12 protein-coding genes and 1 pseudogene are annotated in these 12669 nt (G+C 74.4%); 5 read left to right on the plus strand and 8 right to left on the minus strand.

Annotated elements, in window-relative coordinates; all coding sequences use genetic code 11:
* Together RIM90_RS03260 and RIM90_RS03265 are read left to right on the plus strand one after the other, a co-directional pair.
* Positions 1–159 (plus strand): annotated as a pseudogene (locus tag RIM90_RS03260) (SAM-dependent methyltransferase); the annotation flags it as partial.
* A gap of 41 nt (positions 160–200) precedes the next feature.
* Positions 201–617, plus strand: coding sequence for a hypothetical protein (locus RIM90_RS03265; protein ID WP_309058980.1), 417 nt, complete (start codon positions 201–203; stop codon positions 615–617).
* On the opposite strand, the gene RIM90_RS03270 is transcribed toward RIM90_RS03265, so the two are convergent.
* The 7 genes from RIM90_RS03270 to RIM90_RS03300 form a co-directional block, all read right to left on the minus strand.
* Positions 587–1330 (minus strand): GntR family transcriptional regulator, encoded by a 744-nt coding sequence (locus RIM90_RS03270; RefSeq protein WP_309058981.1) that lies wholly within the window; start codon positions 1328–1330, stop codon positions 587–589. The genes RIM90_RS03265 and RIM90_RS03270 overlap by 31 nt on opposite strands.
* 130 nt (positions 1331–1460) lie before the next feature.
* Entirely contained in the window at positions 1461–2627 is a 1167-nt protein-coding gene (locus RIM90_RS03275; protein ID WP_309058982.1) for a serine hydrolase domain-containing protein, read from the minus strand.
* Between the two features lie 115 nt (positions 2628–2742).
* Positions 2743–3711 (minus strand): acetylxylan esterase, encoded by a 969-nt coding sequence (locus RIM90_RS03280; protein WP_309058983.1) that lies wholly within the window; start codon positions 3709–3711, stop codon positions 2743–2745.
* Positions 3712–3919: 208 nt separating this feature from the next.
* Positions 3920–4504 (minus strand): hypothetical protein, encoded by a 585-nt coding sequence (locus RIM90_RS03285; RefSeq protein WP_309058984.1) that lies wholly within the window; start codon positions 4502–4504, stop codon positions 3920–3922.
* 175 nt (positions 4505–4679) lie between these two features.
* The gene (locus tag RIM90_RS03290) at positions 4680–5468 is read right to left on the minus strand and encodes a ferredoxin reductase (protein WP_309058985.1); all 789 of its coding nucleotides are present in this window, start codon (positions 5466–5468) and stop codon (positions 4680–4682) included.
* 85 nt (positions 5469–5553) lie between these two features.
* A complete protein-coding gene (locus RIM90_RS03295) occupies positions 5554–6159 on the minus strand; it encodes a sulfite oxidase-like oxidoreductase (RefSeq protein WP_309058986.1) in 606 nt (201 codons plus the stop codon).
* 46 nt (positions 6160–6205) lie between these two features.
* Positions 6206–6691, minus strand: coding sequence for a MarR family winged helix-turn-helix transcriptional regulator (locus RIM90_RS03300; RefSeq protein ID WP_309058987.1), 486 nt, complete (start codon positions 6689–6691; stop codon positions 6206–6208).
* Between the two features lie 274 nt (positions 6692–6965).
* Here RIM90_RS03300 and RIM90_RS03305 point away from each other — a divergent pair, with 274 nt between their 5' ends.
* Positions 6966–7751: a putative protein N(5)-glutamine methyltransferase gene (locus RIM90_RS03305; protein WP_375165391.1), complete on the plus strand. Its 786-nt coding sequence runs from the start codon at positions 6966–6968 to the stop codon at positions 7749–7751.
* Between the two features lie 56 nt (positions 7752–7807).
* Here RIM90_RS03305 and RIM90_RS03310 read toward each other — a convergent pair whose 3' ends face one another.
* Positions 7808–9886, minus strand: a complete 2079-nt coding sequence (locus RIM90_RS03310; protein ID WP_309058989.1) for a SpoIIE family protein phosphatase — start codon at positions 9884–9886, stop codon at positions 7808–7810.
* A 246-nt stretch (positions 9887–10132) separates the two neighbouring features.
* On the opposite strand from RIM90_RS03310, the gene RIM90_RS03315 reads away from it, so the two are divergent.
* Both RIM90_RS03315 and RIM90_RS03320 read left to right on the plus strand, forming a co-directional pair.
* Positions 10133–10501 (plus strand): hypothetical protein, encoded by a 369-nt coding sequence (locus RIM90_RS03315; RefSeq protein ID WP_309058990.1) that lies wholly within the window; start codon positions 10133–10135, stop codon positions 10499–10501.
* A gap of 139 nt (positions 10502–10640) precedes the next feature.
* Entirely contained in the window at positions 10641–12656 is a 2016-nt protein-coding gene (locus tag RIM90_RS03320) for an NADPH-dependent 2,4-dienoyl-CoA reductase (protein WP_309058991.1), read from the plus strand.
* Positions 12657–12669: the final 13 nt, after the last annotated feature.

A 12669-nucleotide genomic window follows, 5' to 3' on the forward strand; every position in this document is an offset into this window, starting at 1 on the left:
TTCGGTGCCGTCCGGCGCGAACTGGCCCGGGCGGGTTTCCGGGTGGAGCTCCAGGTCCTGCCCGAGTTCGGACGGCGGCGGGACGGCAGTCCCCGCGTCCGGCTGATCGTCGCGGAGCGGCCGGAGGAGGGGGTCGGAATTTCCCACCCCTGTCCCTGAACGCGTTGGATCTTCCGACTCGCCCGGTCGGGGTGGGCCGGGTGACGACGACCGCGCATGCCGAGACCCCGGTCGACCCGCTGTGGTGGTCCTGGCAGGGAGTGCACGGCGGCTGGGTCACCGGCGCGGCGCTGACCGCCGTGCGGGACGGAATCGCCGGTGGCCGCCGACCGGTCCGCTCGCTGAGCACCCACTTCCTGACCCCGGACGACTGCGCCCCGCTGGACCCGCCCGTCGCACCGGCCCCCTTCGCCCGGCAGCCGGAGACGCGCCCCGCCGCGGCCGGCCGCCCGCTCGCCGGCGGCCCCCGCGCCGAACTCGTCGCCCGGGTGCGCCTCCGCGACGGCCGGGCGGCGACGGGCCGTCGGGCCCGCGTGGTGCGGACGCGGCAGGACGGAAGGGCGCCCGGTGCCCGCCCCGCGTCCGGTCAGACCGCGGCCGGCACGGTGAACTCGTAGACCAGCGCGTCCTGCTGGGCGTCCACGAGCAGTTCCGTGATCTCCAGCGGCCGGGCGTACTGGTCGTGCACCCGCCGGGTGACCCGCACCGACGGGGTCCCCGCGATCCGCGTGATGGTGTCGCGGTGGTGCAGGGTCAGGCCCGCCCGGCGCATCCAGTCGTAGGCCCGCCGCAGCTCCGCGGCGGCGGCGCCGTCGGCGCGGTCGCGGTAGCGGGCCAACTCCTCGACCTCCGCGAGGACCACGGCGGAGAACGACGTCACGGCCGTCCGCAGTTCCCGCCCGTCGGCCGACGCGGACCAGTAACGGTGCACCAGTGTCGGCCGGGCCGGGGCCACCCCCAGGGCCTCGGCGTGCCCCGGCGGGGGAGTCTCCCAGGTGACGGTGGCCCGGGCCACCGCGCCCCGGGTGGCGCACCGGGCGCCGATCGGGAAGCCGAGGGAGACCGGCGTCTCCCTCGGCTTCCCGGGCAGGGTGGCGTGGCTGCCCCGCCGGTCGGTGGCGACCAGCCCGTCGCGGCGCAGCATCTGCAGCGCCTGCCGCACGGTCTCCCGGCTGACCCCGAAGTGCTCGGCCAACTGCCGTTCGCCGGGGAGCCGTTCGCCGGGCGGAATGGTCCCGTCGCGCAGTTCGTCGAGCAACTCCGTCGCGATCCGCCGGTAGAGGGGCATTCCATCGCCGAGCGGACGGTCGTGCGGAGTGGTGCGGGCCATGCCGCGCCTCCTGGTGGTGACGTTCCGTATCTGTGCGGGCTCATTGCGCCACCATGTCTACCATTGGTCTAAACCAGCAGGGAAGGGCGGGCCGGCGGTTCGGCCGGAACGGATCCCCGGCATCACTCCGTCACAGCGCTCCGTACAGAGCGTCGATCAGCGCCATCTTGCGGGGGTCGTCGGCGATGTGAGGGCCCATCCGGTTCATCGTGTAGCCCAGCGAAACACCCGCCTCCGGGTCGGACAGTCCGCAGGAGCCGCCGAACCCGTCGTGTCCGAAAGCCCGCGGGTTCGGTCCGTACGAGCCGTTCGGACCGCTGAGCCACAGACCGAGCCCGGCCTCGGTCTCGTGCCGGAAACCGGCGCCGAGCACCAGGTCCCGGCAGCTGCCCTGTCCCTCGCGCACCCGCTCGGCCGCCGACGGCGAGAGGAAGCGGTGGCCGCCGTACGCTCCGCGTCCCGCGAAGATCGCGTACAGGGCGGCGACGGCCCGCGCGGTGCCGTGGCCGTTCGCGGCCGGGATCTCGGCGGCCCGCCACTCGGGCGTGTTCGCGCCCGCCGCGCCCACCGCCGGATTGGTCAGCGCCGCGACGGCCGCGGGCGCCAGCCGGCTGAACAGGTCCGCCTGTTCGCCGCCGCGCCGGACCGGGGGCGGCACCAGCTCGGCCACCCGGCCGGCGTCCTCGGCCGGCAGGCCGATGGTGAAGCCGATCCCCAGCGGTCCGGTCACCTCCCGCGCCAGAAAGGCTCCGGGCAGCAGCCCCGACACCCGCCGCACCACCTCGCCGACCAGGTGGCCGTACGTCAGCGCGTGGTACCCGGACCGCGTGCCCGGCTCCCACCAGGGTTCCGTCGCCGCGAGCCGCCGGGTGGTCAGCTCCCAGTCGCAGAGCTGCGCGAGCGAGTGCGGCTCGCGCAGCCCGGGGAGTCCCGCGCGGTGCGAGAGCAGATGGCGCACGAGGACCTTCTCCTTGCCCGCCGCGGCGAACTCCGGCCAGTACGCGGCCACCGGCGCGTCGAGGTCGAGCAGCCCCCGGTCGGCGAGCATGTGGGCGCACAGGGCCACCGGACCCTTGGAGGTCGACCACACGTTGACCGGCGTGTCCCGCTCCCAGGGCCGGGTGCGGGCCGCGTCGGCCCAGCCGCCCCACAGGTCCACCACCGTCCGGCCGTCCACGGTGACGGTCACCGCGGCGCCCAGCTCCTCCCGTTCCCGGAAGTTCTCCTCGAACGCCGCCCGCACCGCCGCGAAACGCGGCTCGCAGTGACCGTGGACTCGTACCTCGCGCTCGGACATGGACCCTCCGTCGGCCGTCGGAAAGCCCGGGCCGTGCTGTCGCGACCCGGGCAGCAGGAACGTACCGACTGGTCGGACCGGACGGAAGGCCGCCGACGCGGCGCGAGCGGCCGCCTCAGATGTACGAGCGCATCCAGCGCAGCCGGGCCGCCTCCTGGAACGGGCCGCCGCCCTCGTGGTCGTTGAAGTCGTACACCTCGATCGTCTTGTCCTCGTGCGCCCAGGCGTTGAAGGCCGCGAAGACGGTCGAGGGCGGGCAGGTCTGGTCCTCCAGGGCGGCCGAGAACAGGGCGGGCGCCCGGCCGCGGTCGGCGAAGTGCACGCCGTCGAAGTAGGACAGGGTGCGCAGGACGTCCTCGAAGCGGCCGCGGTGCGTCTTGAGGTAGAGGCCGATCTCCCGGTACGGGTGCCGGTCGGTGAGCGTCGTCGCGCGCGGGAAGTCGCACAGGAACGGCACGTCCGGCGCGATGCCCGCCAGGTCCGGGACCAGGCCGCCCACCGCGAGGGTGATGCCGCCGCCCTGGCTGGCACCCACGGCCACCGTGCGCCGCTCGTCGGTCAGCGGGTGCGACCGGGCCGCCTCCACCGCGCGCACGGCATCGGTGAACACCCGGCGGTAGTAGTAGTTCTCGGGCGCGTCGATGCCGCGCGTCATGAACCCGGGGTACGCCGGCGCCCCGCCCACCGGGTCCGCGGTGCCGCCGCCGGCGCCCCAGGCGCTGCCCTGGCCGCGGGTGTCCATCACGAAGTGGGCCCGGCCCGTGGACGCCCACAACAGGTGCTGGTGGGGCAGCCCGCGGCCCCCGCCGTAACCGATGAACTCCACCACCAGCGGCAGCGGGGCGTCGGCACCGGCGGGCAGCGTCAGCCAGCCCTTGACGGGGTGACCGCCGAACCCGGCGAACGTCACGTCGAAGACCCGCACCGTGGACAGTCCCGTGTCGACCGGCTCGAAACGGGCGTCGAGATCGTGTTCGCGCGCCTCCTCGAGCGTCTTGGACCAGAACGCGTCGAAGTCCTCGGGCGCCGTGGACTCGCTGCGGTACTCGCGCAGCTCGTCGAGGGGGAGGTCGAACAGGGCCATCAGGAACCGCCTTTGTGAAGGGACAGTGCGCAGCGATGACACCGTACGTGGATCACGGGAGGAACTGCCAGGGTTCCACGGTACTTCCCTTGCCCGATCGCGATGGAAAGACCCGCAGGTGGAAAGCACAGTAAGCGATTTCTCCCGATCGGCGTCCGGAGGCGTCCGGAGGCGTCCCGGGGGGGGGCGGTCGGAACGGCCGCCGCCCTCAGGCCCCGCGGTGGGTCCACTCCGGTTCCGTACGGGCCCACGCCCGCTCCCACTCCGCCAGCCGGCGGCGCAGCGCCACCTCGCGCACCGCCCGGTGCACCAGGAGCACCCCGGCCGCCGAGACCCCCGCGGCGCAGGTGCCCACGCCGATGCTGTGCTGCCACACCGAGGCGTTGTCGACCGGGGGCGGCACGTCGCGTCCCCGGGAGTCGAACCACACGTGGACCACGTCCCCGCGCCGCGCGTCCGGGGGGACGCGCGCGAGGGCGGTGCGCCGCCCCTCGCCCGGCTCCGTCCAGCGCACGAGCGCGCGGTACACGTGCCGCCCGCCCGCCCGGGAGGAGGGCCGCGTCCCGGCGGACCACCCCACGACCTCCGCGCGCACGCGGTGACGATCGGCGCGCTGCTCCGCCGCGGTCGCCCGTGCCTCGCCGTGGGCCCACCAGGCGGCGACCGCCCCCACCAGCGGAGCCCCCGCGCCCACCAGCACGGCGACGGCCAGCGCCGTCCACGCCTCGACCACATCCGACCGGCGCCGCAGCGGATTGCACTCCCGGGGCCGGCCGCGCAGCCGCGTTCGCATGTCGACCTCCTCACCCGTCACCGCGGCCGGGGACCGGACGGCCGTACGGGACACCTGCCGCTCCCGTCGTCGCGCGCGTCTCCCGTCCTCGCGCGCGACCGGCCCCGGTCAGGGGTGCCCGGACGCACCGGTGCGAAACGGCGGGCCCACGCCGGCCGGAACCGGCGCGGGGCGGTCAGCCGAAGCGCTCGATACGGATCCGGTCCACGGGCTGCCCGGCCGCCACCAGCAGCCTGGAGGCGTGCTCGGCGAAGGCGTTGGAGCCGCACACATAGGCCTCCCACCCACCAGGAGGCCGCTCGGCCAGGAGCGGCGCCACATGTGCGGCCGCCATACGTCCCACGGCCGCACCCTCCGGCGCGCTCCGTGTGAACACCGGTGTGGTCTCCGCGCCGAGCTCCCGCGCGTAGATCAGCTCCTCGGGGCTGCGCGCCGACACCAGCAGCCGCAGCGGCACGGTCAGGCCCCGGGCCCGGTGGTGCCGGACCATCGACATCAGCGGAACCACGCCGGAGCCGGCGCCCACCAGCAGCGCGGGCCGGTCGCCCGGCCAGGCGAAGAAGCCGCTGAGCGGGCCGCGCACCTCCACCCGGTCGCCGGGCCGGGCCACCGTGTGGAACCAGCCCGAGACCTCGCCGCCCTCGACGTGGTCCAGCGTCAGCTCGATGTGCCCGGAGTCGTCCGGCGCGGACGCGATCGAGTAGTGGCGCTGGGCCGTGTAACCGTCCTCGGCGGTCAGCCGCAGCAGCAGGTGCTGACCGGGCAGGTGGCCCGGCCAGCCGGGCACGGCGAACCTGAAGGTCGCGACACGCGGCGTCTCGCGGCGGATCCCGGTCAGGGTGGCCGTACGCCACACCGAGGCGGTCTGCTCGCTCACGCCGATGCGTCCGGGCACGGCGAACCGCGTCGGCGGGGCGAAACGCCCCGGCGCGTCCTCCCGGGCCACCCGTGCCCCTCGCGCCATTCCCGTCACGGAGCCCGCCCCCGACCCGGCCGCCGTGCCCTGCGTCGTCTCCGGCACCGTCCGTCCCGCTGTCCCCGTCATCCGCTCAGTCACCGGAGTACCGCTGCTCCTCCCAGGGGTTGCCGCGCGCGTGGTAGCCGTTGCCCTCCCAGAAGCCCGGCTCGTCGTGGTCCAGGAGCCGCAGGCCCGCGATCCACTTGGCGCTCTTCCAGAAGTACAGATGCGGCACCAGCAGCCGCGCCGGGCCGCCGTGCTCGGGCGGGAGCGGCCGGCCGTCGTACTCCCAGGCGATCCAGGCCCGGCCGCCGGTCACGTCGGCGAGCGGGAGGCTGGTGGTGTAGCCGGTGTGCGCGTAGGCGACGACATGGGTGGCGGACGCGTCGGGCCGGACCGCGTCCAGGAAGGCGTCCAGGGAGACGCCGCCGAACCGCACCCCGAACTTCGACCAGCTCGTCACGCAGTGGATCGCGCCCTCGTACGCCGAGGCCGGCAGCTCGTGCGCCTGCTCCCAGTTCCAGGTGCGGGGCTCGGCCACCAGCCCGTCGATCCGGAAGGTCCAGTCGGCGGGCGCGAGGTCGGGCGTGACCTCCGCGGACAGGACGGGCCATTCGTCGCCCGCGTCGTACTGACCGGGCGGCAGACCGGGGTTGTCCACACGGGGGCGGCCGGTGAAGCCTCGGGTGATGTTCACGTGATCGGTGGTTTCCGTTGCGAGGGTGCTCCAGTGGTTCCGGTGTTCAACCGTACGGGGTGCGGGCGACCGCGCGCGCACCGGCCGGTCCCCGTTGCTCAGTGCCCCCGGAGGCGGGCCACGCGTTGGAGCGCTCCAGATAGCCGGCGAACCGTCGCAGGTCCTCCTCCGGCCAGTGGGCCAGCCGCTGTGCGAAGGCCGCGCGACGGCTCTCGGTCACCTGCGCCAGGATGCGCCGGCCGGCCGGCGTCAGCCGCACCACCTGGACACGGTGGTCCTCGGGATCCGCCCGCCGCTCGACGAGGCCGGCCCGCTCCAGGGCGGCCACCTGGCGGCTCACGGTGGACTTGTCCAGGGCGTAGTGGGCGGCCAGGTCCGTGGCCCGGCAGCCGCCGCTCGTCTCCAGGTGCCCGAGCAGCGTGTACGACACCAGCGACAGCTCGGGGTGCATGCGCCCGGCCGACGCGCGGGCACGGCGGGCGAAGACCGTCATCTCGCGCTGGATGACCTCCACGGCCTCGGCTGCTTCCACCCGGACACCTCCCTCCACGACCCCGGGTTCTCCTGGCACCGTACAACCATGGGGTTCGTCGGGTAATGTGACCGTCCGGCTGCGGAGAGACCCAGCCGGGAAGCCGAGGGGGTGAGACCCATTACCGCTGTGTCAGGTCGGGTGCTCTCCTCTCGAAGCGACGCGGATCACCGGCAGTAGGTGACCGCGGGAGCGCCCTTCGGTTCCCGAAAGGCCCAGGCTCTTGCCGCACACGCCGTCCCCGTCTTCCCCGTCCGTCCCTTCCCTCTCGTCCGTGCCGCCGTCCCCGCCCGGGTCCCGGGACTCCGTCGTGGCCGCGCTGCGCGCCGCGGGCTGCGTCTTCGCCGAGGACGAGGCGGAGCTGATCCTCTCCGCCGCACCCACCCCGGACGACGCCGCCTCGATGGTCGAGCGCCGGGCAGCCGGGCTGCCCCTCGAACTCGTCGTCGGCTGGGCCGAGTTCCGGGGCCGGCGCATCACCGTGGAACCCGGCGTCTTCGTCCCCCGCCGCCGCACCGAGTTCCTCGTCGAGCAGGCCCTCGCGCAGGCGCCCGGCGCGACCGTCGTGGTGGACCTGTGCTGCGGATCGGGCGCCGTCGGCGCGGCCCTGGCGGCCGGGCTCGGCGGCGTCGAACTGCACGCCGCCGACATCGACCCGGCCGCCGTGCGCTGCGCCCGCCGCAACCTCGCGGACCTCGGCGGGCAGGTCCACGCGGGCGACCTGTTCGAGGCGCTCCCCGCCGGGCTGCGGGGCCGGATCGACGTCCTGGCGGCCAATGTGCCGTACGTGCCCACGGACGAGATCGGCCTGCTGCCCCCGGAGGCCCGCGACCACGAACCGCGCGTCGCGCTCGACGGCGGCGCGGACGGCCTCGACGTGCTGCGCCGGGTGGCCGCCGGGGCGCCCGGCTGGCTCGCGCCCGGCGGCTGCCTCCTGGCCGAGACGAGCCGCCGCCAGGCGCCCGCCGCCGTCGCCGCCTTCACCGGCGCGGGACTGCGGACCCGCCTGGCCGTCTCCGAGGAGCGGTACGCCCATGTCGTGATCGGCGTCGGGCCGTAGGACCCGCGGCACCGGCCGCTGCGGGAAACCGGGCGGCCGGTGCCGTCGGCGTGTGCTCAGGCGGGTGTCGTCGCGCGGGCGATGAGCAGGGCCACGTCGTCGAAGTTGTCGGGTTCGTGCAGGGTGCGCAGGAGCAGGTCGCAGACCTCCTCCAAGGAGCGGTCGGGGCCGTCCAGCAGGGCGAGCAGCCGGTCGAGGCGTTCGTCCAGCGGATGGTGCCGCGTCTCGACGAGACCGTCCGTGTAGAACACCAGCCGGTCGCCCGGCTCCAGCTCCACGGTGGTCGTGGAGAACTCCACCCCGCCCACCCCCAGCGGTACCCCGGTGGGCAGGTCGAGCAGCTCCGGGGCGTGGCCGGCCCGGACCCGGGCGGGCGGCAGATGCCCGGCGTTGGCGAGGGTGCACTGCCGCGCGCGGGGGTCGTGGACGGCGTAGACACAGGTGGCGATGGCCTGGTCCAGGCCGCAGGTGATCCTGTCCAGGTGTTCCAGGAGCACGGCCGGATCGAGGTCGAGGGAGGCCAGGGTCGTGGTCGCCGTGCGCAGCCGGCCCATGGCGGCCGCCGCGGGGATCCCGCTGCCCATGACGTCCCCCACGACGAGGGCGGTCTTGTCGCCCTCCAGCGGGATCACGTCGAACCAGTCACCGCCCACCTCACTGGTGGCGCCCGCCGGCTGGTAGCGGGAGGCGACCTCGAGCCCTCCCGTCACCCGCGGATGGCTGGGCAGCAGACTGCGCTGGAGGGTCAGGGCGGTGTCGCGGGCGTTCTGGTACCAGCGGGCGTTGTCGATCTGCACGGCCGCGCGGGAGGCGAGCTCCCGCGCGAGCAGCAGATCGTCCTCGTCGAACGGCGCGGGATTGTGCGTGCGCGTGAGGTCGAGGGCGCCCAGCACCTCGCCGCGCGCGATCAGCGGCACGGCCAGGTACGAGTGGACGCCCGCCCGGGCCAGCAGCTCGGCCGCCTGGGGAGAACGGGCGATCCGCGCCAGGTCCTCGTCCTTCGCCTGCGGCACCATCACGGGCTGTCCGGTGCGCACGCATTCGGTGACCAGCCGGTCCGGCGCGTACCGGGTCACCCGGCCCGGCGGATCGGCCGCGTGCAGCACGTCGTCGGCGTCCACACCGCGCACCGCCAGCGCCCGGATCAGCGCGGACTCGGCCGGGCCGAGGGTGCTGCGGCGGCCCTGCACCACCGCGTCCAGCAGGTCCACCGCCGCCACGTCGGCCAGCTCGGGCACGGCCACCTCGGCGAGTTCGCCGGCCGTGCGTTCCAGGTCCAGCGTGGTGCCGATCCGCGCGGAGGCGTCGGCGATCAGGGCCAGCCGGCGCCGGGCGGTCTCGGCCTCGATGCCCGCCCGGTACTGCTCGGTGATGTCCACCATCGACAGGGCCACGCCCAGCACCGCGCCGAGCGAGTCCTCCAGCCGGTACAGCGAGACCGACCAGGCGTGGTCCTCGTCCGGGTCGGCCGGGGTGCGGCCGATCGTGTTCCGGTCGACCACCGGCCGACCGGTGTCCAGCACCTCGCGGGCGGCGGCCTCGATGGGCCCGGCGTCCAGCAAGGGCAGCACCTCGCGGATCGTGCGGCCCAGATGCTCCTCGGCCGGAACGCCGTTGATCTGCTCCAGCGCGGGGTTGACCGAGACGTACCGCAGATCGGTGTCCAGCACGGCCAGCCCGATGGGGGACTGGGCGACGATCCGGGTGGACAGCGCCACGTCCCTCTCCAGCCGGCGCACGGTCGACTGGTCCACCGCGAGGCCGAGGGCGTAGACCTCCCCGCCCTCGTCCAGCAGCCGCATGTTGCGGAACTCCACGAGCCGCGTGGTGCCGTCCTTGCACCGGATCGGGAAGGCCCCGGCCCAGCTCTGCCCGGTGCGCATGACGTCGGCGAACAGCTTCACCACGAGGTCCAGGTGCTCCTCGTGCACCATGATCCGGGCGGCGTACTGGCCCAGCGCCTCCCGCGCGCCGTACCCGAACAGCTCCTCGGCCTGGGGGCTCCAGAGCATGATCCGCCCCTCGGTGTCCAGGACCACCGAGGCCACGCGCAGTACGTCGAGCAGCCCGCTGGGACGCACCGGCCCGCGCACCGGCCCGTCACCGTCGCCCGGGGGTGACCCCGCTCCACTCATCCCAGGCCCCGCCTTCGCCGATCCTCACGGCACGCCGTCACCGCGCCGACACCCCCTGTTCTACCGCGCGCGGGGACGATTTTCCGCCGCTCCTGCCGTCTGCTTCCACCTTCCCGCACCATCGGGCCGGGCGCGCCGCGACGTCATCACCGCGGGGGCGGTCCGCGGGTAGTGCTCCTTCGCGGGTGGTGCTTTGCTGGGGGAGGGGCGGGGCACGGCGGCACGGCCACGAGAGGAGCGATCACGATGGGCAGTGAGCGACCGCACCCGGAATCCGTCTCGGTCGAGATCAGCGGATGCAGCAAGCAGGACGCTCGGATCGTGTTCGACACGCTGTGCGCGTGCTTCGCGTCCGACCGGTGCTCCGACGACGTGCCGGAGGAGTTCTCCGAGACCCGCCCGACGGTCTGGCTCGGCACGTTCGACGTCGCCGACGCGCACGAGGGGGCCCGCCCGGCCCGGCTGTCCTCGTCGGTCGACGCCGACGTGCACGGCGGCTACTGGGCGGTCGACCGGTTCCGCACCACCCTGGGCTCCCTGTTCACGGTGCACGACCTGAGCACGGTCCCCGGCGACCAGGAGGAGGAGTTGCACGTGCGCCTCGAAAGCCGGTGAGGCGCCCGGGGCCCCGGACTCCCGGACACGCGGGCGCCGTCGGACCACTGTGCCCTCCGTCACGCTTATGCAACTAGTTGCATAAAGCGGTGGACGTCCTCTACAACAGAGGCACGACACCGCGCGCACGGAGGGCCCGATGAGCCGTTACCCGCACCTGCTGACCCCGCTCGACCTGGGCTTCACCACGCTGCCCAACCGGGTCCTCATGGGCTCCATGCACGTCGGCCTGGAGGAGGCCGAGGGCGGCTTCTCGCGCATGGCCGAGTTCTACGCGGCCCGCGCCCGCGGCGGCGTGGGCCTCATCGTCACCGGCGGCATCGCCCCCAACGAGGAGGGCCGGCCGTACGAGGGCGGCGCCAAGCTCACCACCGACGCGGAGGCCGAGCAGCACCGGGTCATCACCGACGCCGTGCACCGCGAGGGCGGGCGCATCGCGATGCAGATCCTGCACTTCGGCCGGTACGCCTACCACCGGGACCTGGTCGCCCCCAGCCCCCTGCAGGCACCGATCAGCCCCTTCCCGCCCCGCGAGCTCACCGACGCCGAGGTCGAGCGCACCATCGACGACTACGCCCGCGCCGCCCGCCTCGCCCGGCGGGCCGGCTACGACGGCGTCGAGATCATGGGCTCCGAGGGCTACCTGATCAACGAGTTCATCGCCACGCAGACCAACCACCGCACGGACCGCTGGGGCGGCTCCTACGAGAACCGGATGCGCTTCCCCGTCGAGATCGTCCGCCGGGTGCGCGAGGCGGTCGGCGAGGACTTCATCCTGATCTACCGGCTCTCCATGCTGGACCTGGTGCCCGGCGGCTCCACGCTGGACGAGGTGATCACCCTGGCCAAGGCGGTCGAGGCCGCCGGGGCGACCATCATCAACACCGGCATCGGCTGGCACGAGGCCCGCATCCCCACCATCGCCACCTCCGTCCCGCGCGGTGCGTACACCTGGGTGACGAAGCGCCTCATGGGCGAGGTGACGGTCCCGCTGGTCACCACCAACCGGATCAACACCCCCGAACTCGCCGAGCAGCTGCTCGCCGAGGGCACGGCCGACATGGTGTCGATGGCCCGTCCGATGCTCGCCGACCCCGACTTCGTCGCCAAGGCCGCGGACGGCCGCCCGGAGGCGATCAACACCTGCATCGGCTGCAACCAGGCCTGCCTCGACCACACCTTCAGCGGGCAGATCACCTCCTGCCTGGTCAACCCGCGCGCCTGCCACGAGACCGAGCTGGTGCTGTCCCCGACCCGCCGCCGCAAGCGGATCGCGGTGGTCGGCGCCGGCCCGGCCGGCCTCGCCTGCGCGGTGAGCGCCGCCGAACGCGGCCACGACGTCACCCTGTTCGACGCCGCGAGCGAGATCGGCGGCCAGCTCAACGTGGCCCGCAGGGTCCCCGGCAAGCAGGAGTTCGACGAGACCCTGCGCTACTTCCGCACCCGGCTCGCCGAACTGGCCGTCGACGTACGCCTGGACACGCACGTCACCGCCGACGACGTGGCCGGCCACGACGAGGTCGTCGTCGCCACCGGCGTCACCCCCCGCGTCCCCGACATCCCCGGCGTGGACCACCCCAGCGTCCTCGGCTACCTCGACGTGCTCCGCGACGGAGCCCCCGTCGGCGACCGCGTCGCGGTCCTCGGCGCGGGCGGCATCGGCTTCGACGTCGCCGAGTTCCTCACCGACGGCGGCGACAAGGCGCACGAGAACCCCGAGACCTACTTCCGCCAGTGGGGCGTCGACCTCGACTACCGTGCCCCCGGCGGCCTCGCCGCGCCCGAGCGCCCCGCTCCGCCGCGCACCGTCCACCTGCTCCAGCGCAAGACGTCCAAGGTCGGCGCCGGCCTCGGCAAGACCACCGGCTGGATCCACCGCACCGAGCTCAAGCACCGCGGGGTCGCCATGGTCCCGGGCGTGCGCTACGACCGGATCGACGACGCCGGGCTCCACATCACCGTCGACGGCGAGAGCACCGTCCTGGAGGTCGACACCATCGTCCTGTGCACCGGGCAGGAACCGCGCCGCGACCTGTACGAGGCGCTCGTCGCCGCCGGGCGCGCCGTTCACCTGATCGGTGGTGCCGACGTGGCCGCCGAACTGGACGCCAAGCGCGCCATCAAGCAGGGCACGGAGCTGGCGGCGGCGCTGTAGGGGACCTGTGGCC

This window comes from Streptomyces sp. (genome assembly GCF_031181555.1).
GTDB classification, from domain to species: Bacteria; Actinomycetota; Actinomycetes; order Streptomycetales; family Streptomycetaceae; genus Streptomyces; species Streptomyces fimbriatus.